The organism is Tundrisphaera lichenicola, from assembly GCF_051175385.1.
Taxonomy (GTDB): Bacteria; Planctomycetota; Planctomycetia; order Isosphaerales; family Isosphaeraceae; genus Tundrisphaera; species Tundrisphaera lichenicola.
This window is the reverse complement of the sequence record NZ_CP195106.1, coordinates 6,813,899-6,840,853: the sequence shown is the minus strand read 5'-3', so window position 1 is coordinate 6,840,853 and position 26,955 is coordinate 6,813,899. Positions and strand designations below refer to the sequence as shown.

Sequence of the window (26,955 nt, the reverse complement as noted above, 5' to 3'; positions counted from 1 at the left end):
GTCCAGAGGGATGATAATCGAACCGGGATCGAATCGCCAAGGGATCGGCCAGGTGTCTCGCGAGGCCAACCGACAACCTACCGGGATAAGATCCGGGACCGCAGGGCCGCGACGTGGGATTCGTCGGTCCCGCAGCAGCCTCCGATGAGTCGGATTCCCAGGGCGAGCAGCCTCGGGACCGCCCGCACGAACGATCCGGGGGAGGACCGGCCGGGAGAAGGTTTGACCATGAGCGGCAAGTCGCAAGCAGCTCGAAGCTTCCGGGCGATCAGGAGGGCCGGACCCATCCCGGGGATGCAGTTGGCCCCGATCGCCGAGGCTCCCTGGTCGGCGAGGACTTGCGCCGTGTTGCCGATCGGATCGGGCCATCGGTAGAGGCTGGCGAGCACGGGAATTCTCGACTCCGGGACCAGGATCTTGAGGGCCGATCGGGCCTGATCGAAGTGGTGGGTTTCCAGGATCAGGGCGTCGACGCCCCCTTCGATCAGCGTCTCGGCCTGCTCGCGAAGGGCGTCGGGATCTCCATCGGCGGTCGGGCCGATCGAGCCGAGGACGAGCCGGTCGGGGCCGGCGGCGATCCGGGCGATCCGGGCGGCCTCTCGGTTGATCTCCGGCGCTCGATCGGCCTGGCCGGATCGGGCGAGCCAGGCCCGGTTGGCCCCGAAGGTGTTGGTGAGGATCGCGTCGGAACCGGCGTCGACGTCCTTCCGGTGGATGTCCAGGATGACATCGGGTCGGTTGAGGACCCAGGACGACGGATCTTCGACCGCCAGGTCGAGCCCCCGGGCGATCAGGCGGGTCCCCATCGCGGCGTCGAGCAGGATCGGCCCCCGGTCCAGGGCTTCGCGGAACCGATCAGTCGCGGGCACGAGAGCGGTTATTGCGGAGCTTGGTGCTCACCCGGACCAGGAACCGGTGCTCCTCGTCTGTAAGCGCCCCCTTGCCCTGGGTGTGCAGCTTCTCCAGGATCTCGTCCATCCGCTGTTCCTCGGCGGCCTCGCGGGCGATCCGGCGCTGACGACGGAGGTCCGATCGGCGTCTCCGCCAGCGTTTGATGGCGCTCTCGCGATGCGGGCGGACCTTGGCCGCGCTGCCTTCCAGGCTGGTGTAGCCCTCGGAGAAGTCGTAGCCAAAGACGCCATCCTCGAAGAATCCGCCGTCTTCCATCATCCGCGACTCAGTCCGGACGATCAGCTCGATCAGGATCGCCAGGGCGAACAGGGTCAGGCCGTCGCCGAACCCGCCGCTGCCCATCTTGACCACGCCGACGATCGCCAGGATCAGGGCCCAGCTCCGGGCCATCCACTGGGCGTAGGGGTTGTCTCGGGTGATCCCGACCGAGGTCCGGGCCAGGATCGCCCGGAAGATCCGACCGCCGTCCATCGGCAAGGCCGGGATCAGGTTGGCCATGAAAACGACCGCGTTGAGATGCCCGAACCAGCCGACCCACCACGTCGGGCTGAGCGCGTCGAATTGCTGCTTGTAGGCCGTCCCCTGGACCCACGGGGCCCCGGAGTCGGCCAGTCCTGAGCCGAACGGGCTGAGGACCATGACCCCCCCGGCCATGGCCACGACGATCGCCGAGGCAATCGCCAGGAACCCGCTGGTCGCGAGCCCCGCCGCGGCCACCGAGATGCTGTCGTTCCCCTTGGACGAGCCGACGGGGATCACGAAGTTGCCCAGAGGCCAGAGCCGGATGTCCTCGACCTCGATGTTCTGGGCGACCGCCATCGCCGCGTGGCCCAGCTCGTGCAAGGCCAGTACCAGCAGGAGGAGGAAGAGCCAGCCCGCCGTCGCGACGATCGTGTTCTCGGGGGCGATCGCGGCGTTGAGGAGCCGCCCCAGGGCGAAGAAGATCAGAAAGAAGTGGATTCGGACTCGGACCCCGGACCAACGGCCCAGGTCGATCGACCACGTCAGTAGATCAGTCATATCGGACCACCCGTGGCGGGTTGCGGAGGTCGGCCGATTCGTCGCGGCATCCGTGATCTCCAATGTAGCAACGGGAGGCCCTTTCGGGAAGGACTTCCGGTCGGGAGGACTCGGGGCGGTCGGAAGGACCCTGGTCTTGGAGGACTCCGGACTCAGGACTCGGGGCCGTGTGTTGGTGCTCGATCGCTTTTCCGGTGCTGATTGGCCAATCACTATCCACTGCGATAGACTGAAGCCTTCATCGACTGCGAAATCAGTAGGCGCAGAGTCTACCCCGGTGGTGGATGTGTGGATGTAGGTGTAGGTGTAGGTGGCCGTCAGTCCTAAGTCCTTCAGTTCTGAGTCTTTCCGACCGACCTGAGTCCAGACGATGTTGACCAGCGTAAATGTCGAACTCGGCCCTCGTTCCTACGAGGTCCGGATCGTGAGCGGGGCGGGTGCGGGGGATTTCGGGGCCTTCGCTCGCGAGGCGTTGGGTTCGCGCTGGGCGGGTCGGGATTGCCGATCGGCCCTGCTCGTTACCGACGAAAACCTGGAGGGGATGGCCGGCGACTACGCCCGGGCCCTGGATGGCCAGGGGATCTCGACCAGTACGGCCGTGATCCCGGCCGGCGAGTCGAGCAAGAGCCTCGATCGGGCCTCGGATCTGTACGACCGACTGGTCGCAATGCGGGCCGATCGTCAGACTTGCGTCGTCGGGCTGGGGGGAGGCGTGGTGGGCGATCTGGCGGGATTCGTCGCGGCGACGTATGCCCGAGGGCTCCCGCTCCTGATGATCCCGACCAGTCTCCTGGCGATGGTCGATAGCTCGGTCGGCGGCAAGGTGGGCGTGAATCACCCGGGGGCCAAGAACATCATCGGGGCGTTCCACCAGCCCACCGGCGTCTGGATCGACACGGCCAGCCTGGGCACCCTGCCCGCTCGCGAGTGGCGATGCGGGCTGGCCGAGGTGGTCAAGTATGGGGTGATCCTGGACGCCCCCTTCTTCGACTTCCTCGAAGAGGCCGCCGGGGCGATCGCCGAAGGCGAGCCCAACGCGACCCGGAGGATCATCGCGCGAAGCTGCGAGCTGAAGGCCGGGGTTGTCGGGCAGGACGAGCGCGAGGAGACCGGCCTCCGGGCGGTCCTGAACTTCGGGCACACCGTGGGCCACTCGATCGAGGCGGTCTCGGGCTACGGCGGGGCGTTCCAGCACGGCGAGGCCGTGGCCGTGGGCATGGTCGCCGAGTCGAGGCTGGCCGAGGGGCTGGGCTGGATCGGGCCGGAGCCGACCGACCGCCTGACCGCCCTGCTCCGCCGGTTCGGCCTGCCCGTCGAGGCCCCGGGGCTCGATGCCGATGCCCTGATCGAGGCGATGGGCCGCGACAAGAAGAATCAGCGAGGTAAGATCCGATTCGTCCTGCCCCGGATGATCGGCCGGGTCGAGCTGATCGACGCCCAGGAGGGCCGGATTCGCGAGGCCATCGCCGCGACGATCGCCCCCGGCGGATCGGGGGACGCGTGACCGTGGAAGGCGTGAATGCCGAGTCCGCCCCCGGCCTGGTCGACCTGGTCCGGCTCACGATGGTCCCGGGCGTCGGGCCCCGGACCTGCCGGGCGCTCCTGGACGCGTTCGGTTCGGCCGAGGCGGTCCTCGGAGCCCCGGAGGCGTCGCTCCGGGATGTCCCGGGAGTCGGCACCCGGCTGGCCCGATTGATCGCCTCGGCGCGTCGGGAGGTCGATGCCGAAGCCGAGCTGGAACTCTGCCGGAAGTCGGGCGTCCGGGTGGTCGGCCAGGGCTCTCCGGGATACCCGCCCCCACTGACCGACATCCCCGACCCGCCCAGCCTGCTCTATGTCCGGGGGACGATCGAGCCCGCTGACCAGCTGGCAATCGCCCTGGTGGGCTCGCGGAAATGCACCCCGTACGGGATGAGGATCGCCGAACGTCTGGCCTCGTCATTGGCTCGTGTGGGCCTGACGGTGGTCTCTGGGCTGGCCCGGGGGATCGATGCCTCGGCCCACCGAGGGGCCCTGGCGGCCGGCGGTCGGACGATCGCGGTCCTTGCCAACGGACTCTCCGAGGTCTACCCGCCCGAACACGCCGATCTGGCCGCCGAGGTGGCCGACTCCGGGGCGATCCTCAGCGAGTCGCCGATGCGTCAGCAACCGATCGCGGGGCTTTTCCCCCAGCGGAATCGGGTGATCTCGGGGCTGAGCCTGGGCGTGGTGGTCGTCGAGGCGACCCCCCGGAGCGGGTCGCTCTCGACCGCCAAGCACGCGACCGACCAGAATCGCGAGGTCTTCGCCGTCCCCGGGCCGGTCGACAGCCTGCCCAGCCGGGGGTGCCACTACCTGATCCGCGACGGGGCCCGTTTGGTCGAGACGGTCGACGACATCCTCGAAGAACTCGGACCTCTGGTCCGCGAGATCAAGGCCGGTCCCGAGCAACCGGCGGTCCGCCATCCGGCGGAACTCTCGCTGTCCGAACAGGAGCGATCGCTCCTGGGCCGGCTGGACGATCGCCCGGTTGCCGTCGACGAATTGATCGCCGTCACCGGCCTGACGGCCTCGCAGGTGATGGCCACGCTGAGCGTCCTGGAGATGCGTCGGCTGATCAGGCGACAGCCCGGGCCGAGGTTCGTCCGCGCCTGACTCGCACGGTCCCGGCCACGAGGGCACAGCCAATCGCCATCATCACCAGGGCGGGCGGGGCCGGCGTCGATCCGGTATGGGGTGGGAGCAGCGGCGGGGGCTGGTAGTAAGACGAGTCCTCGGTCGGCGTCAGCACGAATCCGTGCATCTGGCCGTCGATGATCCCCATGCCGGTGATCTGGTTGAAGTCGTTGATCCCTCCCGCCAGGCTCAGTTGCGTCCAGGTCAGCCGGTCGCTCGCCGAGAGGAGCGAGTAGAGGTCGATCATCCCCGTGCTCGATTGCCAGAGGAACGCACGAGAGTCGCTCGACCCGTAAAGGACCTGGCCCACCACGATGGGGTCGGCCAGATTATTCAGGCCAAGGGCGTAGCTGGAGGTCCCTCCCATCAGCCCCAGGTCGATGAGGGCGCCTCCCGATGCCGAGGCGAAGTAGGCGTGCGAACGGTTCGCGATGATCCCGGAGCCGATCACGTCCGCCCGGTCGTTGATGCCGATCCCCTCGATGTTGTTCGTGAAGTTCCCCGCGGCGTTGCGGTCGAAGAGGTCGGTCGCCTGATCGCCGGAGGTCGCCAGGAAGGCGTGGAGCGGGCCATTGACCGAGATCTGCGAGCTGCCGACCACCGTACCGGCCCCGTTGATCCCGTTCCCATAGTTGGCCGTGCCGGTGCCCAACGGATTGATGATCGTCAGCGAGTTCGGGTCCGAGCCCCGGAAGGCGGTCGAGGTCGGGAACCCGCTCGGCTGATAGACGCCATCCACGACCCGGCCGGGGATCAGGCCGGTCCCGACGATCTCTCCGCCGGCGTTGATTCCGTTGGCGTGGGTGGCCCCCCCGGTTCGCCCGGCCACCTTGAGCGGGCCGAATTTCAGGAACGAATTGCCCACGATCGAGAATGCGCTCACCTTGCCGTCGGTCGCGTCGACCATCGTCCCGGCGATGTCCCCCGAGCTGCTGATCCCGGTGGCATAGCTGGACAGGGCATTGATCGTGGCGATCGACTGGAAGTGACCGCTGGCCGGGGATATCACCGCCAGGCTCCCGCCATTCGCGTCGGTCGCCGTGCCGATCACCTCCCCGGAGTTGTTGATCGCCCGACCGGCGCTGCTCCCGCCGGGGCTGAGCACGCCCAGATCATGAATGGTGAATCCGGCCTCGGATCGGCCCACCAACGCGAGGAGGACGATCACGACAAGTCGAATTGTGGCCGAGCGATCGACCATGCCTCACCCGATTCTGGCTAGTGGTCCTCCCCATTCTCACGACTACAATTATAGTAGCGACATCCATCATGGATGGGCAACGACATGATTCCTATTTTTTTATGGGCAAGTCATCAGGGACTTGGCCCCGGCGATTTCTCGAGGGATCGCCCGGGATGGAGCATGGATCGTTCGGAGGGCGGGTCCGGTCGGGCCCGGACGCCCGACCCCGGCACGATTGGACCACGTCGAAGGGCCCGGCGGCTCCTCGCTTCATCCCTCGCCGAGGGACGCCCGGACGAGGATGCGGTTGAGCCCTTCCTGGAGGGCCTCCTGGTGAGATTTCTCCTCGATCAGGACGGCGGCCAGCTCTCGGGCACTTTCGGCGTCGCCGATGGCCTGGAAGGCCTGGATCCAGGCCGTGTACCAGTGGATGGCGCTGGACTTGGCCGAGAGATCGTGCTCGACCCGCTGCAACGGGGACGACCCCATCTCGCCCACTTTCTCGGTGAGGCTCCTGATCGAGCCCCCGATGCCGGAGGAGCGACCCTTCGATGGATTGTATCCGTATCGGGTGGCGATGGTCTCGACAATCGTGATATGACGCGCATCGGCGACGGCGATCTCATGATAGAGGACGCCGAGCGACGGGTCGGGGGGGGAGGCCGAGGTCGACTTAGCGTCGTCCGTCATCTTCTGCTCAGCCTCGATCCCCATCGAAAATTGGCTCACGATCCATTCGCGATTGATCTGCGGGGCGGTTGCCATGTCGTTCCTGGCTTTCGGTCTCGGGGATACTGGGAGTGCGGGCTCGGGTCCTGAGCTTTGCAAGGCAACCCTCATGCCGTAGCCGGGATGCCCCGCAATCACCCCAAGATCCGGTCGAATCGGCGGTCAGCTGGTCGGCCAATCGAGCACCACGGTCGATCGTCGACCCGGCTCGATCACCAGTCGCGCAGTTCCGCCGAAGGAGCGGGTCACGCCCGCCGCGATCGCCAGGTCGAGCCCCCGACGCTCGGCGGCTACTCCGATCAGGCGTTCGAATAACTCGGGACGCAACTCGAGCGAGCCGACCGTTTCCGGGGGCGGGCGGTCGATGATCAGCTCGATCACCCACCTTCCGGGGCCACCCGAGGCCTTGACCCGGACCGGGGACTCGCCGGCCGCCGCGGCCGTGTTGGCCATCGCGTGCTGCATGGCCAACCGAACCCGGACCTCATCGAGCACGACCTCCCGGGGGCAACTCTCCTCGAGCTCCAGCCCAACCGGGGGCGATCCGCCTCCGGGGCGTTCTTTCCAGTCTTCGAGGAAATCCGAGAGGAACCTCCGGGGGTCGAACGGGGACCTGAAGGAACCCGCCCCATCCTCGCTCAGCCGGCAGTAATCGCCGAGCTGGGCCAGCATCTTCTCGATCTGGCGAGCATTCTCGATCAGGAAGGTCAGGTCCTCCTCGAACTCGGCCGTGGGCTGGGGGACCGACATCTGGATCGCCCGGATGGTCAGTCCGATGACATTCAGCGGCGTTCGAAGGTCGTGGACGATCAGGCCGAGGAATTTCGGGTCGATCGGGGGATGGGGCGCCTCTTGCTTCTTCGACCGGAGGAGGGCCGCGACCCGGATGGGAATCTCGGTGGCGGGGCCGTTCAGGAACGCCCAGCCTTCGAATTCGCGGACCTTGGCCGCGATAGAAGCAGGATCGCCGGCCGGTTCGATCACCGCCAACGTCGGAATTCGCATCCCCCGAGCGGCCTCGGCAAGCCCGCCGAACACGCCATCGCCCCCGACCACCACGGCCACGGCCGGTCTAACGCGACGGAGAACCATGACGGCGTCGCGGGGGTCGTGACAACGGTCGGTCGCGAGGTCGGCGGCATTCAGGCTGGCGGCGATCATCGCCGCGCGGCCCGCTTCTTCATCGAATACAAGCACGCGGTCGGTGGCCGTCACTTCGGGTGTTTCCCATGAATGAATTCGCGGAAGGCCTGGCCCGGGGTTCTTGGCCGCCGGTTTCGGCGTGGATTGGTCGTGAGTTGAAGGCGGCCGAGGGCCGAACTGCGGCAATTACCAGGGCTTGAGACGCCAGCCCAGCACGAAGCCGATTCCGAGCGCCCAGAGGGCGAACGTGACCGGCTTCTCCTGGGCGTATTCCTTCACCCAATCGACCGCCTCAACCGCGTATTGTTCCATCGAAGACGCATCGCCGGAGCGGCTTGCTAGCGTCATGTCCTCGGGATAGCGAAGGCGTGCCGTGTCGACCATCGAATTTCCTCCGGAAGGGCCGGTAGAGCTCCGCATAATTGGCGGAATCCCTCAGTCGATAGAGTCTGCATTTTTTGTGCCTTAATTTTCGACCGGATGACATCCTTCCAGGTTCGATTGCCGGTTGAGTAAATTGATGCCTGCTATCGCCCGTAGGTTCCGGCGGATACAACGGAGAGTTGACGGCAGGAAGCAATGTGTTTCCCGAATTCGGGGAACAGGAAACGGTCGGGTATCGGATTTGCTCGGAGATGCGCAGCGACTCGCGCGGGTCGGTCAAATCTTGACCGGCCGGTCCCCTCGGATCGAGAGAGCCCATGCACCGAAAAGTCCTTCTCGTCGACGATGATTCGTATAGCACCACCCAGCTCAAGAAGCTCCTGGAGACCGACGACTTGACCGTCGACGCGGTCTCCAACGGCCAGGAGGCGCTGTCCGCCCTGACCTCGACCGACTACAGCGTCTTGATCACGGACCTTCGGATGCCCGGGATGGGCGGGATGGAACTGATCCGCGAGGTCGCCCAGAGGCGCGTCCTGGTGACGACCATCGTCACGACCTCGTTCGGTTCGATCGAGCGGGTCGTCGAGGCGATGCGCCTGGGGGCTTACGACTTCCTCACCAAGCCGATCGACCCGACCCAGCTGAAGATCGTGATGGACCGCGCCCTGACCAAGCGGGCGTTGCAGGATGAGGTCCTCCAGCTCCGCCAGCAGCTCAAGGAGAACTACAGCTTCCACAGCATCATCTCCAAGAACCCGGAGATGCATAAGATCTTCGAGCTGATCCGGCACATCGGCGGGACCAAGAGCACGGTCCTGATCGAGGGCGAGACGGGCACCGGCAAGGAGCTGATCGCCAAGGCCGTGCATTATTCGAGCGAGGATCGCCAGGGGAACCTGGTCGCCATCAACTGCGCCGCATTGCCCGAAACCCTCCTGGAGAGCGAGCTGTTCGGGCACGAGCGGGGGGCCTTCACCTCGGCCGACGCCCGCCGGAAAGGCAGGTTCGAGCTGGCCGATAAGGGGACGATCTTCCTCGACGAGATCGGCGACATCTCCCCGGCGATGCAGGCCAAGCTCCTCCGGGTCCTCCAGGAAAAGCGGTTCGAGCGAGTCGGCGGGCACGAGAGCATCGACGTCGACATCAAGGTCGTGGCCGCGACCAATAAGAGCCTCGAGAAGGAGGTCAAGGAGGGCAAGTTCCGAGAGGACCTCTATTATCGGCTCAACGTGATCAAGATCGATGTCCCGCCGCTTCGCGATCGCCCGGAGGATATCCCGCTACTGATCACCCACTTCCTCAACAAGTATGCCCGGACGAACGAGCAGGCCAAGAAGGTCTCGCCCGAGGCGATGGAGCGGCTCATCGGCTATCGATGGCCGGGCAACATCCGCGAGCTGGAGAATGCCATCGAGCGGGCCGCGGTCACCACGGTCGGCGACGTGATCAACTCCGATAACCTCCCGGCGCGGGTCTCCGGCGCCCCGGCCCAGGAACAACCCAAGTTCGAGATCGACCTGAAACAACCCCTGCCCTTCTACGTCCAGCAGGCGACCGAGCAGATCGAGCGCGAATATATCCTCAAGGCCCTGGAGAAGTGCCGGGGGAATGTCGGGAAGTGCGCGGAGCTTTGCGGGCTCTCCAGGCGGAGCGTCTCCGGGAAGATCAGTCAGTATGGGATCGACAAATATCCCTTCAAGTCGGCATGAGGTCCGGGCGGGTCCGGGAGTTGCAATATCAGACTGGCCAACGCCCGATCCCCCGTCGATCCTCCCCCCGACCCGGAGAATGTTCCCATGGATAGCAAGCCAAGGCCCCTGACCGCCGCCGATGTGATGACTCCGAGCCCTCGATCTTGCTCGACCTTCAGCACGGTGATCGAGGCCGTGATGATCTTCCGGGACGCCGATTGCGGCGCGGTACCCGTCCTCGACGACGGCAAGCCCGTCGGAGTCCTGACCGACCGCGACGTCGCCCTGGGGCTGACCGAGTTCGAGGAGACCCTGGCCACCCGGCCGGTCTCCGACCTGATGTCCCGTGCGGTCGTCTCGGTGGCCCCCGAGGAGGGGATCGAGGCGATCGCCGAGAAGTTCTCCGACAAGGCGGTCCGACGCCTCCTCGTCATCGACTCCCAGGATCAGCTGGTAGGCATCATCGCCTGGTCCGACCTCGCCCCCCACCTGCCCGACCGGCGGCTCGGCCGGGTCGTCTCCGACGTCGTCGAGCATGCGTGAACCCGCCAATGAGTGAAGCCCGATCTCTCGATCGGGCCTCGCCCATTCGTCAAATTCGCGGGACGTCCCCTCCGATCAGGACCGAGGCCGGGCGATCGATCGCCCGCTGTGGACCAGGACGGTCCGGATCCAGGAGAGATTCCGAGCGAGCTCCTCGTTCGACCGCCGGAAGCTTTCCAGGCTCCGCAGCGAGAGCCTGAGGGCGAAGACCGCCGCGAGGGCGGCCAGGAGGATCGTGGCCAGTCCGACGATCAGCCGGGCCATCTCGGGGGAGAGCTTCGTTCCCGAGGCGATCAGGTCGGCCAGCCCGATCAGGAAGACGGGGATGCTCCCCAAAACCAGGACGGCGGAGGTCACGACGACGATCAATGGGATCGTAGCCCGACTCACGCATTGCTTGGCGTCGAGGGCCGTCAGCTTCGCCTGGAGCTCGGCCAGCGTCGCGACGTCGTTGCCGAACTCGGCGATATTCCCGACCAGGCTCCCGGGCGAGGCCTCGACCGGAACTCCGTTGACCCGACTCATCGACGCTTGATCAGCCATCCCAGAAGTACCCCCATGCCCAAGGCAAGCCCGAGGGCCCGCGTGGGTTCCTTGACGATGTAGTCTCTCAAGGTCCGGGTTGCTCCCGTCCATTGCTCGCGGGCGGTCGCCGCGAACTCCAGGGCCCGTTCCTTGACGTTGTCCGTGCCGACCCCGAGGCTTGCCTCCGGGACCTGTGTTCGATCAGTCATCAAGTCGACCTTCCGCCGACAACCGGCGGGGTTCGAGGTGTCTGTGTCTGGTGGATTGCCGGGTGAGTGATCTCGAAATCGGCCCAACCCGCAGGCTCACCCGGCCTCCGAGGTCGCCTCGCTTTCAATATCGAGGCGCGGTCGGCGGCCGGTTCGTCGGCGCGGGTGGCGGTTCGGCATGGCCTCCGAAGGCGGCGGCCAGGTCGGGATGATTCTGGAATTGCTGGGCCATGTGCTGAGCAAGCCATTGCTCGGCGTACTGGAGGGCATACCCCTGAGCGGCCCGGAGGGCCATGGGGGCAAAAAAGCCGATGGCCGTGCCGAGCAAACCCTTGCCCTTCTTCTCGGCCTCCCGCTCGATCACCCGGACTGGCTCGGCAAGCTCGCGGGATTCCCCGAACGGGGCGGCCGTGATCTGGCGGACCGTCTGCCGACGTCGCGGGACGACCAGATAGCCGACGGCCAGGGCCAATCCGATCGAGGCCATGGGGTAATTTCGGACGTAGCGTCGCCAGTCGGTGGCCGCTTCGGCCCCCTCCACGACGCCTCGGACGTCCTCGTGAAGCTCGCGACGGATCTGGGCCATCCGTCGGCGAATCTCGTCAACTTCTGATGGTGCGGTCGCCACGACTGGTCCTCTGACGGGTCTGGGAGGCCGACTTGGCCCCTGGGACGGCACTCCCGCCCTCGATGCCTGAGGGTACTACGCAACCGGAGTGCCAACCTTCGGATCGTCGCCGATCCTCGATGGCGAGATGTTGAAGTGGTCGAGGCGTTGCGGCTGCCGCGCAGTGGATTGCTCGGTTGTGGGAGTCTTCAGGCTGCGTCACCGTCTTCGGGCTTACCTCGTTCGCGGATCCCTTTCAGGAGGGCCCGCCCGTGGTGGCCGACCTGGCGGAACAGGCGACCGGCCCGGGATCGGGCCGAGGCGGCCCGGAGGTTCCGGATCAAGGCGTTCCGTTCGGCTTTATGGCAGAGCCGGGTGAGAGGAGGAAGGACCGTCTCGGCCACCCTCGCGTCCGCCCCGGCCCCGGGGGCCGCCGGGATGATCTCGGTGATCGTGGAGGGGAGCGAGTCGCGGAGGGCCTTGATCCTGGATCGTACCGCCATCTCGCGAGGACCCTGCCCATTAGTCCAGTCGTGGGGAGGCATCCAACCCCCGGCCAGCCCCGGGGCGTCGACATGGGTCGCCACGGCGAGGACGGGGGGGACCTCCAGGCCGGGATGGTCGACATACCACTTCGCCCAGTCTCTCAGGAATGCCTGGTCGGCCTCGGAGGACTCGGCCCGGACGTCGACCGCCAGGATCAGGAGATCCGCTTCGGCTGAGTCGGCCACGGCATGACGGCGGGTCGATCGTGCCCGGGCCGACTCCTTGCCCTGGGGCCAGGTGGTGTAGCCTTCGGCCTCGACGATCCTTGCGGTCTCGAGTCGCTCGAGACCGGCCTGGTCGAGCCCGGTCACCCCGAGCGCGGTCGGATCGCCCTGGCGTGCCTGTTCGATCGCCTCGATCAGCTTCGACTTGCCCGAGTGCCTCGCCCCGGCCACGGCGATCACGAGCGGGGTGGCCTCGGGGTCGACGCTCCCGGAGTACCTCTTTCGGCGGGTCAGCCTCCGGTATTGATCGGCCCCGATCGACAGTCGGCCGCTATCGAGTTCGATCAGGTGAGTCCCCAGGCGGTTCACAAACGCCCGGTAGAACCACCGCAAGACGTTCTGTTGCATCGACTTCCAGGCGGGCTTGACCATCAGATGTTGCGAAGCCAGCCGGGGCAGGCCGGTGACCGGATTGAAGAGGGGCAGCAAGTAGGTGTACAGGTCGCTGGCCTTCTGGATGTATCCTGCGGCCACGACGGCCCGCTTCCAGTCGGCCGGCGTGACGAGGTCGCCGCCGGGGATCTGGCGACAGAGATTGGCGAGGTCCTCGGCGGCCAGTTCCAGCGCGGTGAGCAACTCGACCACCGCCATCCGTTCGATCGGGTCGGCCGAGAGCGGGTTGTAATGGGCCGCGATCCGGTTGGCCAGCCTCAGGCCGGTCTCGGTGTAGGTTTCGAATCGGGTCAAGGCGGCCATGTCCAGCGAGTCGCCCCGCTCCGACTCGGCCTCCACCAGAGCCCAGGCCTGGCGATCGAATTCCGAGAATGTGTGGGGCGCGTCCCAGTCGATGGGCGGCAGGAAAGCCTTGGGCGACTTGGTCCATCGCGACATGAGCAGGGTGAAGGCGACCCCCGCGACGATCGAGATCCCCCCCGCCACGCTGACCCAGACCCAGCCCCGCTCCTTGAGCCAGAGGAAGCCCAGTCCCATGAACCCCAGATAGGGGCCGAGGAACAGGACGATCAGCACCCACCACCGCCAGTTCTTCAACAAGGTGCACCGCCTCTCGGGCGTCGTCGGAGGATTCGCGGTCTCGCCGAGCCGTTCGGCCGGTTCGACTCTTCATTGGACAGCGGATGCACTTTCATTGCCGAGATCCAGAGGAACCCGCCCCCTCAGCCGGGATCTCGGGGAGGTCTACCTTCGCGAGTAGTCAGCCGGGGTGCGGATCCGAGATCACACACTCTCATGCCGCGACAAGGCAGTCCAACCGTCATTTTTTGCATCCATCGCGACGGATGCAAGGTTGAGGGGCTTAGGCGGTCAACTTCCGCCGGATCGTCGACGCAGGTTGGGCGAGCGATCACGAATCCCGGACGGCACTGGATTGCGACCGACCTCTGCCGAGGGAGGACACCCCCAGTCGATCAAGCAATCGAGGTCGTCGGGGGAGCGAGTCGGCCTCGGCGGCCCGATACTTCCGCTCGCGATCTGCCTGCTCTCGCTCCGCCTGGAGGGCCTGATGCGCCTCCCGGAGCCGGAAATCCTCCCGGACCAGGTCCTCTCGGAGCCGGGCCAGCTCGACCTCGAGGAATTCGATCTGTCGGCTGGATCGCTCGACCTGTATGTAAAGCTCGGCCCGCTCGGTGGCCCAGGACTCGCGCTCGACGTGCCGGGCGTCGCGTTCTTGCTGGACCGAATCTCGCTCTCGTTGGACCGAATCTCGCTCGCGTTGGACCGAATCTCGCTCTCGCTGGATCGCATCGCGTTCGCGTTGCCAGGCATCCCGCTCGCATTGCCAGGCGTCTCGCTCGCGGGATTGCTCGGCCAGGGCCAGGGCTCGATCCTCGGCCCGGGCGGTGGCCAGGTGGGCGGTCTCTTGCCGGGAGTGGGAGAGTTCTCGTTCGAGGGCGGCCCGCGTCTCCTCGGCTCGGGCGAGTTCTTCGTGCCGGAGTCGGGCGATCGCCTCGGCTTTCTCGCGCTGCTCGACCACGTCGAACCGCTCGTAAAAGTCGAGCGCGTTGACCGGATAGGCGAACAGGGGGAGGGCGTGGGCCTGATCCCCTCGGAGGTAGTAGCGGTTGATCCCATCGAAGGTGGCAAAGAGATAGCCGTGTTCCAGGAGGATCGGTTCCCAGCCTTCGTGGCAGAGGGAGTTGGTCAAGGGGCGAGTGGACTCGATGACGAACGCCACGGGCTGCCAGTCGGCCAGGGGGATGCCCCGGAGGACCTGCTCCTCGTTCCCCTCGACGTCGATCGAGAAGATCTCCGGCGGGGCGAGCTTGTATTGCTCGACCATGCTGGCGACGGTCATCACCGGCACCCGGTGCTCGATCACCTTGAGGCCCCGAGCCGACTGCTCCTGGGCGGCCTCGGCCGAGAGCGAGGAGAGCCCCGTGCATTCGGGGATCTCGTAGAACGGCATCTCGCCGGCCTCGTCCGAGGCGGCGATCGAGAGGTTCAGGTCTTCCGGGCGGGCGGCTTCGAAGAGGGCTCGTGCCGAAAGGACCGGCTCGACGTTCACTCCTCGCCAGCCCCTGAGGTAGAAGAAGTAGGTGTTGTTGAGGTGAGTCGGGTGATTCGCCCCGACATCGATGAAGGTCCCCTTTTGCCCCCGGAAGAGGCGATCCAGGAGGATGTCCTCCATGTTTTGGGCGTAGGAGACGCGCGGGGTCTTCGACCAGTCGTCGAGGTTGGCCCAGGAGGAGTCGGGCTCGTAGCCGTGATCGACCAGCCAGGCCCCGCAGATTCGGGCGAGTGTGGCCCGCTGATCGGGCGTGGCCAGGTGGCGCCATCCCCCCGCCTTGCCGTCTCGGAGGTGATTCCAGTGGAGGAGCGAGTCGCGGTCGTACGAGTCCTGATCCTGGGGGCTGGGGTCGTGCCCCTCGGCCCGTAGGCTCTCGGAGATCGCGCCGGTCTTCCGCCGATTGGACTCGAACGAGTGGGCTTCGGCGATCTCCCGGGCTTCCTCGGGCCCTAGCTCGATCCCGAGATGCTGACCGATCGCCCGGACACCCTCGACGGGGTCGGAGATCAGGGCTTCGTAGGACTGGATCAAGGTCGAGGGGCAGGCCCGCCAGAACCGGTCATTTTCCAGGCACCGTTCCAGAAATCCCCCGGCGATGACGTCCTCGAAGGTGGCCCCGGTCTTGTAGGCCCAGGAAAACGCGACGTCGCGGAGGTCGCGATAGCCGTAGATCGCCAGGGCCCGCCCGTTTTCGAGTTCGGTCCCGAAGCGATCGTGGGCGTCGTGGGCCTTCAGGAGCGACCAAGTCGTCGGGTCCAGACCCGGCGCGACCTCCGAGCCGAACGGCCCGCCGTCGAGGAACCCGAGTCGTTGGACACCCCGATGTCGTTCCAGGATCGTCCCGGCGACTCCGTACTGCCAGGTCGAGCAAGCCCGGTACATCCCGACGCAGAAAACGACCATGTTTGACTCGTGGGTTCCGAAGATCTTGGGACTCTTCTCGCGACCGCACCAGGACTTCGGGGGGAGACTGGACCGAGGCACTTCCCTTCGGCTCGACCGATGGGAAGGACCAGGCGGCTCTTTTTCAAATTCGTCCGATCTTCGCTCTCGTCTTGAATGAGGAATCGAGAAGGACGCAGGACAGGCGACCGATGCCCTGAATTACAATGAGTTAATCGCGGCGGCTCAACTCGATCTGGTTGGCCCCGATCAGCCCCTTGGGCCCTTCGACCCAGGCGCGGAGACGTCCCGGTCCGGGGGCCAGTTCGACGCCCTCGAACCGACAGCTCGTCGCGTTCGGGCCGATCTCCCGACGACCTTCCGTCCGGCCGAGGTTCAATCGAGCCTGGCCGGCGGGACCATAGTCAAAGTGGAGGGTTATGTCAAACCGACCTCCCCGGATGACATCAACCTCCCATCCACCCATTTCGGTCGAATTCTTCACGAACGCCTCGCCCCGCCAGTCCTGCCGGGTCAGGGTGACGGGCTCCTCAAGGTCCGAGCCGAGGTATATCCGGGGGGGCTCGAACCTTCGTGCCGAGTTGACCTCATCGAACCAGGCTTCGTAATCACGGAGCATCGACGCGACAATCTCGGGGTGACGATCGGCGATGTCCCGGGCCTCGGACGGGTCGGCCAGCAGATCGAACAGGAGATAGGGGGTGGGCCCGGTGGGGGGGATGGGGTCGGTTCCCAGCGGCTGGGCCAGCTTGAACCGGCTCGATCGCGCGGCGAAGGCCCGGTGGAGTTCGGGCACGTCGCCCCGATGCCACTGGAAGTAGAGGGTCCGCTCGGGCCAATCGACCTTCTCACCCTTCAGCAGGGGTAGGAGGTTCCGGCCGTCGAAGGCGACACCTGGAGGCTTCTCGACCCCGGAGGCGGCCAGTAGGGTCGGCGCCAGGTCGAGATGGGCGGCGATCGGCTCGACGACCCGGCCCGGCTCCAGCGTCCCGGGCCATCGGATGAAGCAGGGGGACTTGATCCCGCCGTCGAAGACCGACCCCTTCTGGCCCCGGAGCCCGGCGTTCTCCCGGGGCTGTTGTGGCCCGTTATCCGAGAGGAAAATCACGATCGTCTCGCGGGTCAGGCCGAGCCGCTCGATCTGGTCGAGGATCCGCCCGACGTTCCGGTCGAGGTTCGTGACCATCCCGTAAACCCGCGCCGTCTGCTCGGCGACCTCGCCCGGTTTCGGGTTCGGGGCGGCACCGGCGTCGAGGTACGGTTTCAGGTCGGCCTCGGGGACCTGGAGCGGTGTGTGCGGCGTATTGAAGGCGAGGTAGGCGAAGAACGGTTTCGACCGGTCGGCCTCGATGAACCGGATCGCCGCGTTGGTGTAGACGTCGCTGCAATAGCCGTGGGTCTTCTCGGGCTTGCCGTTATGGGACAGGATCGGGTCGAAGTAGGTGTTGCCCGGCCAGTCGGACGGCTGGGTGAGCCCTCCCCCCCGGTGGACGAGCGATTCCTGGAATCCCTGGTCGATCGACCGGAGCGGGGCATTGTCGCCCAGGTGCCACTTGCCGAAGATCCCGGTCCGGTAGCCGCCCTGGGCCAGCATCTCGGCGATCGTGACCTCGTCGGGATGCATCATCGAACGCCCCCGATAGGTGTCCACGACCCCCGTCCGCATGTGATATCGGCCGGTCATCAAGCTGGACCGAGTCGGCGAACAAACCGGCGAGACGTAAAACGACTTGAACCGGGCCGACTCTCGGGCCAGCGCGTCGATCCGTGGGGTCTGGATCCGTGGGTTCCCGTGGAACCCCAGGTCGCCATACCCCTGGTCGTCGGACATGATCAAGAGGACGTTGGGTCGGTGCAACTCGGGTTCATCGAGGCGGGCGTAGACGCTGCCAGATGTAATCCAGATCGCCAGGATAGCCCAGGCCCACCGGATGAACGGAGAGAATGACATCGGGTGTGGCTCCAGAGGGTAGATCGTCGAGAGGCTACGTGTCGACTTCTTCGGGCGTGCTATCTTCAAGGAGGGTATCGCGTTCGCGGTCGGGGGCGTCGATCGGGTCGCTCATTGCCGAGTACGGCGACTCGGGTCAGAATAGTCGACGAGCCAACGGACCGCGAGCGGTCCGACGTAAGCATTATCCTTGAGGAGTCCTCGCCCGATGTTCGACCTCGGCTCCGTGCAGGCTGCCCTTCGTGAATCCGGGCTCGACGGCTGGCTCCTCTACGACTTCCGGGGGAACAACCCCCTGGCCCGCCGGATTCTCGACCTGGAGGGCCGGAAGCCGGGCACCCGCCGCTTCTTTTATCTCGTGCCCGCCGAAGGAACCCCGACAAAGCTGGTCCATCGGATCGAGTCCGGGGCCCTCGACCATCTCCCCGGCGAGAAGCGGGTCTATCTCGCCTGGCAGGAGCTGGAGGATTCGGTCCGGGGGCTCGTCGATGGCCGGAAGCGGCTGGCGATGGAATACTCCCCCCGGAATGCCAACCCGTACATCTCGCGGGTCGACGCCGGGACGATCGAGCTGATCCGGGCTTCGGGGGTCGAGATCGTCCCCTCGGGCGACCTGATTCAGCAATTCGAGGCGGTTTGGGACGACGATCAATGGGCCATGCACCAGGAGGCCGCCGCGATCTGCCGGGCGGCCTACGACGTGGCTTTCGGCCTGATCGCCGAGAGGGTCCGTCGCGACGGTTCCTTGAAGGAAACCGAGGTCCAGCGAGCGATCCTCGATCACTTCAAGGCCCACGGCGCGACCACCGACGGCCCGCCGATCGTCGGCGTCGGTCCCCATAGCGGCGATCCCCACTACGAGACCACCCCCGAGACCGACGCCCCGATCCGCGAAGGGGACTTCGTCCTCGTCGATCTCTGGGCCAGGATGGACAAGCCGCGGGCGGTCTACGCCGACTACACCCGCGTCGGCTTCGTCGGTACCGAGGTGCCCGAGAAGTACGAGAATCTCTTCGGGATCGTGGTTCGCGCCCGGGATGCCGGACTCTCCCTAATCCTGGAGGCGTTCGCCGATGGCCGACCCCTGACCGGTGGCGAGGTCGACGACGCGACCCGCCGGGTCATCCAGCAGGCGGGCTTCGGCGAGTGGTTCACCCATCGGACCGGCCACAATATCGGCCAGGACGACCACGGGAACGGGGCCCACCTGGACAACCTCGAAACCCGGGACGGCCGGCGGTTGATCCCGCGGACCTGCTTCTCGATCGAGCCGGGGATCTATCTCCCCGAGTTCGGCGTCCGGACCGAGATCGATGTCTACATCGACGCCCGAGGCGGCGTCCACGTCACCGGGGGAGAGCCCCAGGATCGCGTCCTGCCCATCCTGGCCTGAGCCCCCTGCCCACCCCTTCGTCCGAGCACGATCCGCAACCAGGAGCCCCCCGCTGATGTCCTCGAACGAACCGGAGTCTCGGGACGAGTTCTCGGAGTTGCCACCACCGAGGCCGACGACCCCGCCGGTCCGTCGGGGATTCCTATGGGTCCTGGTCCTGCTCATGATCCTGACGGCCGGGGTCTACGGCGTCCCCTACATGCTGGATAAGATCGGCTACGCTTACGAGACCGGCCGGGCTCGCGCCGCGTCGGAGGCCCTGGCCAGGCTCGACAAGGCCGGGGCCCTGGCCCGGGCCTCGGAGCTGTTCCGGCTGGCCACCCACGCGGTCTCCCCGGCGGTGGTTCATATCAGGACCCAGTCCTTCGAGAAGAATGGGGGAATGGGGCTGGGTTCGGGGGTGGTGATCGATAAAGAGAAGGGCCTCATCGTCACCAACCAGCACGTCATCCGAGATGCCGACCTGATCGTCGTCCGGGTTGGCCGGAGCGAGATGAACGCCGAACTGGTCGGCCAGGACCCCAAGACCGATTTGGCCGTGGTCCGGGTCAAGGGATCGTTGCCGATGGCCGCCGAGTGGGCCGACTCGGATCGGATCGAGGCGGGGGATTGGGTCCTGGCCATCGGGAGCCCCTATGGCCTGGAGCGGACCGTCAGCGCCGGGATCGTCTCGGCCACGGCGCGGAATAACCTGGGGGTCGTGGCGGCCGACGCCTACGAGGATTTCATCCAGACCGACGTGGCGATCAACCCGGGGAACTCGGGCGGTCCGCTGGTCGACCTCCAGGGGCATGTCGTGGGGATCAACACCGCCGTCTCGGTGGTCTCTCCCGACCAGGGGAACCAGGGGATCGGCTTCGCCATCTCCTCGGCCCTGGCTCGCCGAGTGGTCGATCAACTGGTCAAATCGGGCAAGGTGATCCGAGGTTATCTGGGGGTCGTCGCCCAGCCGGTATCGCCGGACCGGGGGAAGCAGCTCAACCTCCCCGACGGCAAGGGGGTCGCGATCGGGCTACTCCTGCCCTCCAGCCCGGCCGACCGGGCCGGCCTCAAGGTCGGCGACGTGATCACCGCCATCGACGGCAAGCCCGTCACCGACCCTTCGGGGCTCCGGAACCGGACCTTCACCCTGGAGGCCGGTTCGGTGGTCCCGATCACCTACTTCCGGTCGGGGGTCGAGCAGACTGCCCAGGTCTCAATCGCCGAGATGCCGCAGGATCCGGTCCTCGCTTATTACGGATTCAGCGTCAAGGACGCCCCCGGGGGCGAGGACGAAGGGGGTGTCGAGGTCGCCGAGGTCGTCCCGGGGACCCCGGCCTCCGCGGTGGGACTGGTCCCCGGGCTCCGGATCCTGTCGATCGGGCCTCGCCGATTCGCCTCCAAGGCCGAGTTCGACAACCTCATCCTCCCGCTCGTCAACGCGCCGGAAATTCCGCTGGGAGTGCTCCGGGACGGAGGGATCGAAGTCCTTAAACTGGCGACTCCGGGGGGCGAGCAGCCCTGACCCCGTGCCGATCGTCCCCTTTCTACGCGAAATCGTCCCGGAATTCGAATCCTGGACACCTGGTTTGCGGGACACTGTCAAGGTGTCCCGGTTTGCTTCGCAATCGCCACAGTTCCTTCATCATCGGAGCGATTTCGGGCCGTGGAACGCGGTCGGCGTGGGAAGTCAAGCATCCAACGCCCGGAGCATGATCGAGGGGAGCCGTACGGGTCGGGCGGAAAACCCTAACTTGCCGCATATCCGTGGCTTAGAAGAGGTGGGGAGGTCGTTCCTGGCTCGTTGAAAAACTTGACCGAAGGTATCCCTGAGGTATAATTTTTCGTTGCGACCGAGAGACAGGGCACGGCGATCGGCTTCCCAGACAACACGTTTCCTCGAGCATCTGGCGCCGTAGCCACGGACCCGGGCCTGAGATCCCGCTCCAGGAGCCCCCGGTGCCCCGCCATACCGAAGCGACCCTAGCCGCCATCAAGCATGCGATCGACATCGTGACCTTGGTCGGCGAATACCTTCCCGTTCAGCGATCCGGATCGAAATTCAAGGCACTTTGCCCCTTCCATGACGACCACAACCCGTCGCTGGAGCTGAACCCCGACCGCCAGTCGTTCAAGTGCTGGAGTTGCGGGGCCGGCGGCGACATCTTCGATTTCGTGAAAGACTACGAACGAGTGGATTTCCCAGAGGCTTTAAGGATGTTGGCCGACCGAGCCGGAGTGCCGCTGGGCGAGCCCGAGGCCCCCGCGGCCCCGGGACTCTCCAAGGTCGAGCTGCTCGCGGTCACGTCCTGGGCCGAATCGACGTTCGTCGAGGCATTATCCGACGCCGAGGAAGCCAGGAGCTACCTTCAGAAGAGGGGCATTTCCGCCGAGTCGATCGCGAAGTTCCGCCTGGGATACGCCCCCGAGTCTCGCGATTGGCTGACGGCGAAGGCCCGGCGGGCCGGGATCTCGGCCGCGGCCCTGGAGAAAGTAGGCCTGATCGTCCGATCCGAGAAAAACCCAGTTCCGCACGAACGGTTCCGGGGCCGGTTGATCTTCCCGATTCACGACCCGAGAGGGCGGACGCTCGGATTTGGCGGGCGGATCATGCCCTCGATCGAACAGCGAAATCTCGCCTCGGGGATGAAAGCAGCCAAGTATTTGAACTCTCCCGAGACGCCATTGTTCCAGAAACGACGAATTCTCTATGGGGCCGACCTGGCCCGACCGGCCGCGCGGTCGGAGGGCTGGATCGCCGTGGTTGAAGGTTATACCGACGTGATCGCTGCACACCAGGTGGGGCTCTCCAACGCGGTCGGGACCCTGGGCACCGCCCTGGGGGACGACCACGTCACGACCCTCCGACGCCTGGCCGATCGTTCGGTCCTGGTCTTCGACGGCGACGAGGCCGGCCAGAAGGCGGCCGACCGCTCGCTGGAACTCTTCCTGGGCCACGAGGTCGACGTCCGGGTCCTGACCTTGCCCGATGGCCTCGACCCCTGCGACTTCCTGCTCCGGGAAGGGTCCGACGCCTTCCGGTCGATGGTCGATGATGCGGTCGATCCGCTGGCTTTCGCGATCGATCGGGCCTCGGGCCGATTCGACTTCGGTTCGGCCGAGGGGTCCCGGCAGGCGGCCGAGTGGGTCCTGTCGATCCTGGCCCGCATCCCCAGTCGGGGCGGCGCGGGTCTCGACCTGAAGGTGGCCAAGGCGCTCGACACCCTCTCCCGGAAGCTCTCGGTCCCGATCGGCAACCTCCGGAAGCGACTCGGCGAGCTTCGAAGGCCGAACCGGTCGCCGGCCCCGGCTGTCGAACTGAATGGGGACGAGCCGCCGGCGGCCCCGCCGATCCGGCCCTCGGACCTCGACCCGATCGACCGCGAGCTGGTCCAGATCGTCCTGAACGAGCCTTCGGTGGTAGCCCGGCTGATCACCCGGGTGACGGTCGCCTCGCTGGGCGATGCGCCGCTCCGTGCGATCCTCCAGGCCTGCTACGATCTTCATGGCGAGGGTTCCCCCCCGACGTTCGATCGGGTGACCTCGCGGTTGGACGACCCGGCCCTTCGGGCCTTGGCCGCCGGCCTGCTCTTGCCGATTGAGCCGGCCCCTCTCACCCGGGGGACCGTCCAGTCGCCGTTCGAGGTCCGGCTTGCCCGGGTCCTCGATCGTTACGACGAGCGCGACCGCCAGTCGCGCCTCAGGGACCTGGACGCGGCCCTGGCCGAGACCGACCCCGATTCCGACCCGGTGGGCTACCAGGCCCTCCGTCGCGAGAAATATCGACTCTTATCCCAGCGGCCGGACACGAAGAAGTAAACGCGTCCTGACCCATCGTCTCGAGGGAGATTCACGAATGGACAAGATGGACGAGGGCCTCAAGACGCTCCTCGATCTGGGCAAGCGTCGCGGATTTCTGACGTTTGATCAGGTCAACGACTTCCTCCCCGACGAAGCCAGCAACCCCGATAAGATCCAAGGCCTCCTGGAGTCGCTGGACGAGCTGGGCATCGAACTCATCAATGAGGATGAGGCCGAGGCCCGCCTGACCGCCTCGGGAGAGATCGACGACGAGCCCGAAGACACGATCGACGAGGAAGAGGACGACGACGGCGAGCTGACCCCCGAGGATCTCGACGAGATCTCCCGGCGGATCGACGACCCCGTCCGGATGTACCTGACGCAGATGGGCGAGATCCCCCTGCTGACCCGCGATCAGGAAATCGGCCTGGCCAAGAAGATCGAGATCACCCGCAAGCGGTTCCGCCGCAAGGTCCTGGAGTGCGACTACGCCCTCCGACTGGTGGTCGACGTCCTCAAGAAGGTCAACGACGGCGAGCTCCCGTTCGACCGGACCGTCAAGGTCTCGGTCACCGAGAACCTGGAGAAGGACCAGATCCTCGGCCGGATGTCGCACAACCTGGCCACGTTGGCCCACCTGATGGACCTGAATGACCGCGACTTCCGGTCGTATGTCCGGGCCCGGGGGGACAAGCCAACCCGGAGCGTCCTCCGCCAGTCGCTCAAGGTCCGCCGCCACAAGGCCGTCACCCTGGTCGAGGAACTCTCGATCCGGACCCAGAAGGTCCAGCCCCTGATGAAGCGGCTGGAGCAGGTCTCCGGCCGGATGGGCGAGCTGGGCGAGATGATCGCCGATCACCGCGCCGGCCGGGTCGGCAAGGAGGACCTCGCCAACCTCCACAAGGAGCTGAAGGACCTGATGGTCATGACCCTCGAGACCCCCGAGTCGCTCCGGCGACGGGTCGAGGCCATGAACAGCCGGTTCAAGGAGTACGAGCAGGCCAAGCGGGAACTCTCCGGCGGTAACCTCCGGCTGGTCGTCTCGATCGCCAAGAAGTACCGGAACCGGGGCCTCTCCTTCCTCGACCTGATCCAGGAGGGGAACACCGGCCTGATGAGGGCCGTGGACAAGTACGAGTATCGCCGAGGGTACAAGTTCAGCACCTATGCGACCTGGTGGATCCGCCAGGCGATCACCCGGGCCATCGCCGACCAGGCCCGGACGATCCGGATCCCGGTCCACATGATCGAGACGATGTCCAAGCTCCGGAACGTCTCCAAGAAACTCCTCCAGGAGAAGGGCCGCGAGCCGACCATCGAGGAGACCGCCAAGGCCGCCAACATCTCAATCGAAGAGACCCGCCGGGTCATGAAGATCAGCCGTCACCCGATCTCGCTCGACCGACCGGTCGGCGAGTCCGAGGACAGCTACTTCGGCGACTTCATCGAGGACGAGGCCGCCGAGAGCCCGATCAACGCCGCGACGCAGGAGATGCTCAAGGAGAAGATCGACAGCGTCCTGAAGACCTTGACCTATCGAGAACGCGAGATCATCAAGCTCCGCTACGGCCTGGGCGACGGGTATACCTATACCCTCGAAGAGGTGGGCCGGATCTTCAAGGTGACCCGCGAGCGAGTCCGGCAGATCGAGGCCAAGGCCGTCCGGAAGCTTCAACATCCGGTCCGAAGCCGACAACTCGAAGGGTTCCTAGAGAGTACCGGCTGATCCGGCGAATCAACCGCCGGCCGCCCACCACGGGCGGCCGGCGGTTTTTTTTTCGACCGGGCCGACCTTCCCGCTGGGAAACGGCCCCCCCGATGATTACGATCGGAATCCCATTTCTCGGCCACCGCTCCGAAGCATCAGCGAACGATCCCCGAATCGCGACTGATGCCTCACCGGCGACCATCCGGCCGCCCACCGTACCAGGGAGTTGGACGCCATGCCTTCGGCCGCCTCGACCCTCCGCGATCTTCATCAACTCCACCAGCGAGCCACGGCACTCCGCGATCGCTTGACCTCCGGCCCCAAGACCCTGGCCGCTCGCAAGGCGGCGCTGGCGGCCAAGCAGAAGGCGCTGGAAGAGGCTCGCAAGCTGCTCCAGGACGAGAAGGTCGCCGTCAAGAAGCACGAACACCACCTCCAGAGCCAGCAGGCCAAGTCCGACGACCTCCGGGTCAAGCTCAACCTCGTCAAGAAGAACGAGGAATACAAGGCGATCCAGAACCAGCTCGCCCTCGACAAGAGCCACATGGACAAGACCGAGGGGGAGATCCTCGAGGCCATGGAACGCGTCGACCAGCAGGCCATCGCGGTCCAGGCGGCCGAGGCCGAGGTCAAGAAGTTCAGCGACGAGGTCGACGCCCTCGCCAAGCAGATCGAGCAACACGCCGATTCCCAGAAGGCCCAGCTCGCCGAGCTGGACAAGGCCATCATCGAGGCCGAGACCCTCATCGACGAGGACCAGCGCGAGCGCTACCGGAGGACCGTCAAGCAACGCGGGGCCGATGCCCTCGCCGCCATCGACGGGAGCGCCTGCTCCGGCTGCTACGTCACGGTGACCCACCAGGTCATGAACGAGCTGATCAACGGCCACACGCTCCAGTTCTGCATGGCCTGCGGCCGGATGCTCTACCTGGCCGACGAGGAATATACCGGCACCGGGCGGTCTTGAAAGACTCGGGACTCAGATGGTTTTGTAGGGTGGTGTCGAGCGGAGCGAGGCCCACCAGACCGGCGTGGTGGGCCTCGCTCTGCTCGACACCACCCTACAAAACATTCCCGAGTCCTCCAGCACTACGGGGCCAGGGCCAACCTGGCAGCCGGTAGGTAGAAGAACGCCAGGCCCAGGATCGCGTAGACCATCAGGAGCATGGCCCCTTCGAGCCAGTTCGACTCTCCGTCCTCGGCGACCATCCGCGCGATCATCACGGCGAGGACGACCGAGACGACCTCCAGAGGCGTGAAGAGGAGGTCCATCGGCTCGTCCCGGAGGTAACTGGCGAAGACCAGGACCGGCGCGACGAACAACGCGACCTGCAAGGCCGACCCCAGGGCGATCCCCACGGCCAGGTCCATCTGATTCTTCAACGCCATCAGGATCGCCGTGGAATGCTCGGCCGCATTCCCCACGATCGCCACCACGACCACGCCCATGAACACGCCGTTCATCCCCAGCGTCTCGCTGGTCGACTCCACAGCGCCCACCAGGATCTCGCTCATCCAGGCCACGAAGACGGTGGCCGCCAGCAGGACCAGGGAGGCCCGACGAACGCCCCAGGTCGAGGCCTCAACCTTGCCTTCCTGCTCGACTCCGCTGAAGAGGTCGCGATGGGTCCCCAGGCTGAAGATGAGATTCAACCCATAGGTGATCATCAGCAGGACGCAGACGGACACGCTCAGCTTGTGCTCCAGCCCGATCGCCTGAGGATGGAGGTGATGGAACATGGCCGGGACGATCAGGCCCGTCGTCGCCAGCACCATGAGCGTCGATCCGATCCCTGCGGCGGTCCGGTTGAATTTCTGGATCGGGTACTTCAGGCCGCCCGCCAGCAGGCTGGCCCCCAGGACCAGCAGCAAGTTGCCGATGATGCTGCCGGTCAGCGAGGCCTTGACCACGTCGTCCAGCCCCTTCCGGAGGGCGAACAAGGCCAGGATCAACTCGGCGGCGTTGCCGAAGGTGGCGTTGAGGAGCCCCCCGATCCCCGAGCCGAGCCGATGCGCGAGCTGCTCGGTGGAGCGTCCCATCAGGCCCGCCAGCGGGATGATCGCCACCCCCGCCGCCAGGAACCGGACTACCGCCGGCGTCTCCAGGAAAGAGGCCACGATCGCTGCCGGGACCGCCGCCAGGAGGAAAGTCTCCCAGCCGAACCCTCGAGGGTCGTACCAGGCATGATCCTCCGAGACGGACCGGGGCTCGGCGCCCCGACCGGGCCCCGGGGCGGTCGATGCCGAAGGGCCTCGGGGGTTGGTTCGGTTGACTCTGTTTCGCGCCACTTATATCATCTCCATTAAGCAATGGCCCCGCCGGGGCCTCAATTTGTCGGGAGACCACGTCAGCGCTCGACGTTCGAGGCGACGTTTGTG

At 66.1% G+C, this 26,955-nt stretch carries 22 protein-coding genes; 9 read left to right on the top strand and 13 right to left on the bottom strand.

Features of this window, described 5'->3' with window-relative positions; all coding sequences use genetic code 11:
- Positions 1-77: 77 nt before the first annotated feature.
- Complete coding sequence (locus P12x_RS27195; protein WP_435008165.1) at positions 78-869, bottom strand: homocysteine S-methyltransferase family protein; 792 nt, start codon at positions 867-869, stop codon at positions 78-80.
- Positions 856-1,932, bottom strand: a complete 1,077-nt coding sequence (locus tag P12x_RS27190; protein ID WP_435008164.1) for a site-2 protease family protein — start codon at positions 1,930-1,932, stop codon at positions 856-858. Before P12x_RS27190 ends, P12x_RS27195 begins: the two co-directional genes overlap by 14 nt.
- 370 nt (positions 1,933-2,302) lie before the next feature.
- On the opposite strand from P12x_RS27190, the gene aroB reads away from it, so the two are divergent.
- Positions 2,303-3,436: a 3-dehydroquinate synthase gene (gene aroB / locus P12x_RS27185; protein ID WP_435008163.1), complete on the top strand. Its 1,134-nt coding sequence runs from the start codon at positions 2,303-2,305 to the stop codon at positions 3,434-3,436.
- On the top strand, positions 3,433-4,566 hold the full coding sequence (gene dprA / locus P12x_RS27180) for a DNA-processing protein DprA (RefSeq protein ID WP_435008162.1): 1,134 nt from the start codon (positions 3,433-3,435) through the stop codon (positions 4,564-4,566). Before aroB ends, dprA begins: the two co-directional genes overlap by 4 nt.
- Here dprA and P12x_RS27175 read toward each other — a convergent pair.
- From P12x_RS27175 to P12x_RS27160, 4 genes are all read right to left on the bottom strand, one after another.
- Positions 4,529-5,788, bottom strand: coding sequence for a hypothetical protein (locus P12x_RS27175; protein ID WP_435008161.1), 1,260 nt, complete (start codon positions 5,786-5,788; stop codon positions 4,529-4,531). The two genes, dprA and P12x_RS27175, sit on opposite strands and share 38 nt — an antisense overlap.
- Positions 5,789-6,040: 252 nt before the next feature.
- Positions 6,041-6,460, bottom strand: a complete 420-nt coding sequence (locus P12x_RS27170) for a hypothetical protein (RefSeq protein WP_435008160.1) — start codon at positions 6,458-6,460, stop codon at positions 6,041-6,043.
- Positions 6,461-6,661: 201 nt separating this feature from the next.
- Positions 6,662-7,714: a sensor histidine kinase gene (locus P12x_RS27165; RefSeq protein ID WP_435008159.1), complete on the bottom strand. Its 1,053-nt coding sequence runs from the start codon at positions 7,712-7,714 to the stop codon at positions 6,662-6,664.
- Between the two features lie 114 nt (positions 7,715-7,828).
- Complete coding sequence (locus tag P12x_RS27160; protein WP_435008158.1) at positions 7,829-8,026, bottom strand: hypothetical protein; 198 nt, start codon at positions 8,024-8,026, stop codon at positions 7,829-7,831.
- Between the two features lie 317 nt (positions 8,027-8,343).
- Between P12x_RS27160 and P12x_RS27155 the strand changes: the two genes are divergently transcribed.
- Positions 8,344-9,738, top strand: a complete 1,395-nt coding sequence (locus P12x_RS27155) for a sigma-54-dependent transcriptional regulator (RefSeq protein ID WP_435008157.1) — start codon at positions 8,344-8,346, stop codon at positions 9,736-9,738.
- Positions 9,739-9,825: 87 nt separating this feature from the next.
- Positions 9,826-10,263 carry a CBS domain-containing protein gene (locus tag P12x_RS27150; RefSeq protein WP_435008156.1) on the top strand — a complete coding sequence of 146 codons (438 nt, stop codon included), beginning with the start codon at positions 9,826-9,828 and terminating at the stop codon, positions 10,261-10,263.
- Positions 10,264-10,338: 75 nt separating this feature from the next.
- On the opposite strand, the gene P12x_RS27145 is transcribed toward P12x_RS27150, so the two are convergent.
- From P12x_RS27145 to P12x_RS27120, 6 genes are all read right to left on the bottom strand, one after another.
- A complete protein-coding gene (locus P12x_RS27145) occupies positions 10,339-10,806 on the bottom strand; it encodes a phage holin family protein (protein ID WP_435008155.1) in 468 nt (155 codons plus the stop codon).
- Positions 10,785-10,997: a DUF883 family protein gene (locus P12x_RS27140; RefSeq protein ID WP_435008154.1), complete on the bottom strand. Its 213-nt coding sequence runs from the start codon at positions 10,995-10,997 to the stop codon at positions 10,785-10,787. The genes P12x_RS27145 and P12x_RS27140 overlap by 22 nt, the downstream gene beginning before the upstream one ends.
- 124 nt (positions 10,998-11,121) lie before the next feature.
- Positions 11,122-11,583, bottom strand: coding sequence for a hypothetical protein (locus P12x_RS27135; RefSeq protein WP_435008153.1), 462 nt, complete (start codon positions 11,581-11,583; stop codon positions 11,122-11,124).
- A gap of 230 nt (positions 11,584-11,813) precedes the next feature.
- Positions 11,814-13,367, bottom strand: coding sequence for a GTPase (locus P12x_RS27130; protein ID WP_435008152.1), 1,554 nt, complete (start codon positions 13,365-13,367; stop codon positions 11,814-11,816).
- A gap of 310 nt (positions 13,368-13,677) precedes the next feature.
- On the bottom strand, positions 13,678-15,744 hold the full coding sequence (locus P12x_RS27125) for an FkbM family methyltransferase (RefSeq protein ID WP_435008151.1): 2,067 nt from the start codon (positions 15,742-15,744) through the stop codon (positions 13,678-13,680).
- 211 nt (positions 15,745-15,955) lie between these two features.
- On the bottom strand, positions 15,956-17,695 hold the full coding sequence (locus P12x_RS27120; protein WP_435008150.1) for an arylsulfatase: 1,740 nt from the start codon (positions 17,693-17,695) through the stop codon (positions 15,956-15,958).
- A gap of 208 nt (positions 17,696-17,903) precedes the next feature.
- Here P12x_RS27120 and P12x_RS27115 point away from each other — a divergent pair, with 208 nt between their 5' ends.
- The 5 genes from P12x_RS27115 (at position 17,904) to P12x_RS27095 (ending at position 25,543) form a co-directional block, all read left to right on the top strand.
- Positions 17,904-19,088 (top strand): M24 family metallopeptidase, encoded by a 1,185-nt coding sequence (locus P12x_RS27115; RefSeq protein WP_435008149.1) that lies wholly within the window; start codon positions 17,904-17,906, stop codon positions 19,086-19,088.
- A gap of 55 nt (positions 19,089-19,143) precedes the next feature.
- The gene (locus P12x_RS27110) at positions 19,144-20,592 is read left to right on the top strand and encodes a trypsin-like peptidase domain-containing protein (protein ID WP_435008148.1); all 1,449 of its coding nucleotides are present in this window, start codon (positions 19,144-19,146) and stop codon (positions 20,590-20,592) included.
- Positions 20,593-21,026: 434 nt separating this feature from the next.
- A complete protein-coding gene (gene dnaG / locus P12x_RS27105; protein WP_435008147.1) occupies positions 21,027-22,886 on the top strand; it encodes a DNA primase in 1,860 nt (619 codons plus the stop codon).
- A gap of 37 nt (positions 22,887-22,923) precedes the next feature.
- On the top strand, positions 22,924-24,594 hold the full coding sequence (gene rpoD / locus P12x_RS27100; protein ID WP_435008146.1) for an RNA polymerase sigma factor RpoD: 1,671 nt from the start codon (positions 22,924-22,926) through the stop codon (positions 24,592-24,594).
- Between the two features lie 217 nt (positions 24,595-24,811).
- Positions 24,812-25,543, top strand: a complete 732-nt coding sequence (locus P12x_RS27095) for a zinc ribbon domain-containing protein (protein ID WP_435008145.1) — start codon at positions 24,812-24,814, stop codon at positions 25,541-25,543.
- Between the two features lie 122 nt (positions 25,544-25,665).
- Here the strand turns inward: P12x_RS27095 and cax are convergent, their stop codons facing one another.
- On the bottom strand, positions 25,666-26,865 hold the full coding sequence (gene cax, locus P12x_RS27090; RefSeq protein WP_435008144.1) for a calcium/proton exchanger: 1,200 nt from the start codon (positions 26,863-26,865) through the stop codon (positions 25,666-25,668).
- Positions 26,866-26,955: the final 90 nt, after the last annotated feature.

Excerpts from the sequence above, each read along its gene's own strand:
- P12x_RS27190 (WP_435008164.1), bottom strand. The coding sequence starts at position 1,932 with ATGACTGATCTACTGACGTGGTCGATCGACCTGGGCCGTTGGTCCGGG.
- aroB (WP_435008163.1), top strand. The coding sequence starts at position 2,303 with ATGTTGACCAGCGTAAATGTCGAACTCGGCCCTCGTTCCTACGAGGTC.
- P12x_RS27175 (WP_435008161.1), bottom strand. The coding sequence starts at position 5,788 with ATGGTCGATCGCTCGGCCACAATTCGACTTGTCGTGATCGTCCTCCTC.
- P12x_RS27170 (WP_435008160.1), bottom strand. The coding sequence starts at position 6,460 with ATGACGGACGACGCTAAGTCGACCTCGGCCTCCCCCCCCGACCCGTCG.
- P12x_RS27160 (WP_435008158.1), bottom strand. The coding sequence starts at position 8,026 with ATGGTCGACACGGCACGCCTTCGCTATCCCGAGGACATGACGCTAGCA.
- P12x_RS27155 (WP_435008157.1), top strand. The coding sequence starts at position 8,344 with ATGCACCGAAAAGTCCTTCTCGTCGACGATGATTCGTATAGCACCACC.
- P12x_RS27150 (WP_435008156.1), top strand. The coding sequence starts at position 9,826 with ATGGATAGCAAGCCAAGGCCCCTGACCGCCGCCGATGTGATGACTCCG.
- P12x_RS27145 (WP_435008155.1), bottom strand. The coding sequence starts at position 10,806 with ATGGCTGATCAAGCGTCGATGAGTCGGGTCAACGGAGTTCCGGTCGAG.
- P12x_RS27140 (WP_435008154.1), bottom strand. The coding sequence starts at position 10,997 with ATGACTGATCGAACACAGGTCCCGGAGGCAAGCCTCGGGGTCGGCACG.
- P12x_RS27135 (WP_435008153.1), bottom strand. The coding sequence starts at position 11,583 with ATGGCCCAGATCCGTCGCGAGCTTCACGAGGACGTCCGAGGCGTCGTG.
- P12x_RS27125 (WP_435008151.1), bottom strand. The coding sequence starts at position 15,744 with ATGGTCGTTTTCTGCGTCGGGATGTACCGGGCTTGCTCGACCTGGCAG.
- P12x_RS27120 (WP_435008150.1), bottom strand. The coding sequence starts at position 17,695 with ATGTCATTCTCTCCGTTCATCCGGTGGGCCTGGGCTATCCTGGCGATC.
- P12x_RS27115 (WP_435008149.1), top strand. The coding sequence starts at position 17,904 with ATGTTCGACCTCGGCTCCGTGCAGGCTGCCCTTCGTGAATCCGGGCTC.
- P12x_RS27110 (WP_435008148.1), top strand. The coding sequence starts at position 19,144 with ATGTCCTCGAACGAACCGGAGTCTCGGGACGAGTTCTCGGAGTTGCCA.
- rpoD (WP_435008146.1), top strand. The coding sequence starts at position 22,924 with ATGGACAAGATGGACGAGGGCCTCAAGACGCTCCTCGATCTGGGCAAG.
- P12x_RS27095 (WP_435008145.1), top strand. The coding sequence starts at position 24,812 with ATGCCTTCGGCCGCCTCGACCCTCCGCGATCTTCATCAACTCCACCAG.